The sequence below is a fragment of the Carnobacterium sp. genome (assembly GCF_032094055.1).
Taxonomy (GTDB): domain Bacteria; phylum Bacillota; class Bacilli; order Lactobacillales; family Carnobacteriaceae; genus Carnobacterium_A.
This window is the reverse complement of the sequence record NZ_DAMDAK010000010.1, coordinates 34,821-38,696: the sequence shown is the minus strand read 5'-3', so window position 1 is coordinate 38,696 and position 3,876 is coordinate 34,821. Positions and strand designations below refer to the sequence as shown.

Here is a 3,876-nt window from a genome sequence, read left to right as displayed (position 1 = left end):
TTAAATGGTGACCAATTATTGGAAGAATATACAGATACTGTCCCTCATACACATGATGAAGAGTATGTGGAAAAAGTATCCAGCAGCCAAACGCGTTCTGGAAATAAGACGGGCAATGAATTGCTGACAAAAGTTCGGGACTACCTACCGACATTGATTATTTTGCTGGTTGTTATAGTAATCGCTGTAGCAATTTATTTTGCCTTTATCAAAACAAATCAAGCAACAACGGAAAGCATGATTACAAAAAGTACAGAAAGTGTGGTTGTTTCAAGCGCAGTTTCTGAGCCAGAAAAATCAAGTGAATCTGAATCCAAAGAATCTGCTGCTTCTGAAGAAAAAGAAGAGAAGCAGACTGTCTCTGTTGTTTCATCAACAGGCTCGCAAACAACCTATGCTGTTGAAGGAGCAACAACTAACAATGTCATTACCTTGAATGCAGAAGGCGGCGACAGCTGGGTAAGTGTCGAGGCAGATGGAGTTATGCTTGATCAAGCTTTATTAACAAATGGAGATGCAATGAATGCTGATATACCCGCTGATACTGAACAGGTAAATATCGTGGTTGGAAATGCGGCTGTCACTGTAGTGAAATTAAACGATAAGCAAGTAGATTATGCTCCTGAAGCAGCTAATGCTGTGACCCAAAAAATCGAGTTTCAATTTAAAAAGACAGAATAAAAAATAAAGATAAGCAAGTAGACACTAGCAGTTGAAAAAAGTTATTTTTATTTTCATTCATGTTGAAAAAGGAAGTAGGCGAAGTTTTGAATTTACCGAATAAACTGACAGTTATACGAATTATTATGATCCCATTATTTGTTGTTGTAGCGCTAATGCCATTAAACTGGGGAGTTTGGCACATGTGGGGTTCTTCTATTGAACTTACTCAATTAGTAGCGGCTATTATTTTTGCATTAGCTAGTTTAACCGACTGGTTAGATGGACAAATTGCACGCTCTAGAGGATTGGTGACTAACTTTGGAAAGTTTGCTGATCCATTAGCAGATAAAATGTTGGTTATGACCGCTTTGATCGTATTGGTCGGACAAGGACTTGCTCCTTCATGGGTTGTGGCCATTATTGTCTGCCGGGAATTGGCTGTAACAGGATTACGCCTATTATTAGTTGAACAAGGCGGAACGGTATTAGCAGCAGCTTGGCCTGGAAAAATAAAAACCATGACCCAGATGCTCGCCATCATTTTTTTGCTGATAGATAATTTTCCGTTTGCTGGATTGGGTATTCCAATTGCTAATATAATGTTATACATTTGTTTATTTTTTACTATTTATTCAGGAATTGATTATTTCGTTAAAAATAGCAGTGTTTTTAAAGGCTCAATGTAATAGAATACAAGAGAGGAATGATTCGAAAAGGAATCATTCCTTTTTTTATTAGTTGCAAATGTCTTATGTTAAAATAGAAAATGTAACTTACTTTACCCAATAGCAGTTTTTGTATAGTAGATAAAAAAAGAAAAAACGGTAAATGAGCGTATATTAACTAAGAACGAGGTGAAAAAAAATGAACGCTGAAATTATAGCAGTTGGAACAGAACTATTACTAGGACAAATAGTCAATACAAATGCAGCTTTTCTATCACAAGAACTGGCGACTCTAGGGATCAATGTTTATCATCACGTTGTAGTAGGAGATAATGCAAGAAGATTAAAAGAAACGATAGAGTATGCAGAACAAAGAAGCGATTTAATTATTTTAATAGGCGGGTTAGGCCCAACTAAAGATGATTTAACTAAGCAAGTCTTGGCAGAACACTTAGGAAAGGATTTAGTAGTAAACCCTGCAACTATGAAGAACATTATTGATTTCTACGAGCGTTCGAAAAGGCCGATGACACAAAACAATCAATTGCAGGCACTGGTTATCGAAGGCTCAACTGTTTTAAAAAATGCGAATGGATTAGCGGCGGGAATGTTTTTTAAACAAAACGAACAGTTTTATTTGCTGCTTCCCGGACCGCCTCATGAATTAAAAAAAATGTTTAGGCAAGAAGCCGAGCCTTTATTACTAGCTTATACAAAACAAGAAAATGCACTTGTTTCAAGAGTGCTGCGTTTTTTTGGAATTGGAGAATCACAGTTAGCTGCCCAACTAGATGATTTAATCGTAAACCAGATAAATCCAACAGTAGCTTCTTATGCCGGTGAGTATGAAGTGAGCATACGTTTAACGGCTAGTGGAGGTACTGAGAAAGAGTGCCGCTCTCTTTTGGACAATATGGAGGCCGAGATCAAAAAACGTGTTGGAAGCTTTTTATATGGCTATGGCGATGATACACGTTTGGTTGAAGTGGTAAGTCGTTTATTAATAGAAAAAAAATTGACGCTAACCGCTGCTGAAAGTTTGACAGGAGGAGCTTTCCAAAGTATGTTGACCTCAGTAGCAGGAGCATCTGATTATTTTGAAGGTGGTTTAGTGACATATAGCAACCGGATAAAAAAAGAAACTCTCGGTATTCCGCAAGAAGTCATTGACACGTATGGAGTAGTTAGCTGCCAGTGCGCTATTGAGATGGCACGAGGAGTTAAAGAAAAATTTGGAACAGATATAGGTATTTCATTCACGGGTGTAGCTGGTCCATCAAGACTAGAAGGTCAACAACCAGGAACTGTCTGGATCGGTTTGGCTCCTAAAGATAAAGCTCCATATGCCACCTGTTTTCATTTTGGGAAAGACCGAAATAATAATCGGGAAAGAGCTGTTTTGTCCGGTTTGGATTTAATCCGACATGAACTAATAGAGATACCTGTGGAAGAAGAAAAATCAAAAACAGATAAAAAATAAACCGAATGTTTGTTCGCTTTTTTCTTGCTTTTTTACCAAAAAACAAGTATGATAGAACTTGTGATACTAATAAAATTAAACTTAAACAATTCAGTTAATCGAAGATATTCGAGGAGGATATAAGAATGGCAGAAGATCGTAAACAAGCATTAGATTTAGCGTTGAAAAAAATTGAAAAAAACTTTGGTAAAGGTTCAGTTATGAAATTAGGAGAAAAGGTAGACACTCGTATTTCTACTATTCCAAGTGGTTCTTTAGCATTAGATGTAGCTTTAGGTGTGGGTGGTTTTCCTAGAGGAAGAATCATTGAAGTGTATGGACCAGAAAGCTCGGGTAAAACAACTGTTTCCTTGCATGCTGTAGCAGAAGTTCAAAAGCAAGGCGGTATTGCAGCATTTATTGATGCAGAAAATGCGTTAGATCCTAAATATGCAGCTGCTTTGGGAGTAGATATTGACGAACTTCTTTTATCTCAACCAGATACTGGTGAACAAGGACTAGAAATTGCAGATGCGCTAGTCTCAAGTGGAGCTGTTGATATTGTCGTAATTGATTCAGTAGCAGCTTTAGTACCGCGTGCAGAAATTGAAGGTGAAATGGGAGACAGCCATGTTGGCTTACAAGCCCGTTTAATGTCACAAGCATTGCGTAAATTATCTGGTTCTATCAGCAAGACAAAGACAATTGCTTTGTTTATCAACCAAATTCGTGAAAAAGTTGGTGTGATGTTTGGGAATCCTGAAATTACACCAGGTGGTCGTGCATTGAAATTTTATGCGACTGTTCGTTTAGAAGTAAGACGGGCCGAACAAATCAAACAAGGTACAGATATTATGGGGAACCGAACAAAAATTAAAGTCGTAAAAAACAAAGTAGCGCCACCTTTCAGAGTGGCTGAAGTGGATATTATGTACGGCGAAGGGATTTCACAAGTCGGCGAATTAGTAGATATGGGGTCAGAAAAAGACATCATTGATAAGTCAGGTGCTTGGTATTCTTATGAGGGCGAGCGTATTGGTCAAGGACGTGAAAATGCTAAAAAATACTTTATAGATCACCCTGAAATGC

At 37.8% G+C, this 3,876-nt stretch carries 4 protein-coding genes; all 4 read left to right on the top strand.

The features are described from left to right. Positions 1 to 681: DUF4115 domain-containing protein (locus tag RT405_RS02915; protein WP_313467412.1), on the top strand; the 681-nt coding region annotated here is incomplete at its 5' end. Between the two features lie 86 nt (positions 682 to 767). Further along, entirely contained in the window at positions 768 to 1,349 is a 582-nt protein-coding gene (gene pgsA / locus RT405_RS02910; protein ID WP_313467410.1) for a CDP-diacylglycerol--glycerol-3-phosphate 3-phosphatidyltransferase, read from the top strand. Positions 1,350 to 1,527: 178 nt separating this feature from the next. After that, positions 1,528 to 2,808 carry a competence/damage-inducible protein A gene (locus RT405_RS02905; RefSeq protein ID WP_313467408.1) on the top strand — a complete coding sequence of 427 codons (1,281 nt, stop codon included), beginning with the start codon at positions 1,528 to 1,530 and terminating at the stop codon, positions 2,806 to 2,808. A gap of 125 nt (positions 2,809 to 2,933) precedes the next feature. Then, positions 2,934 to 3,876: recombinase RecA (gene recA / locus RT405_RS02900; protein ID WP_313467406.1), on the top strand; the 943-nt coding region annotated here is incomplete at its 3' end.

What these genes read in the sequence shown, in the direction of transcription:
- RT405_RS02905 (WP_313467408.1), top strand. Translation starts at nt 1,528, where the DNA reads ATGAACGCTGAAATTATAGCAGTTGGAACAGAACTATTACTAGGACAA.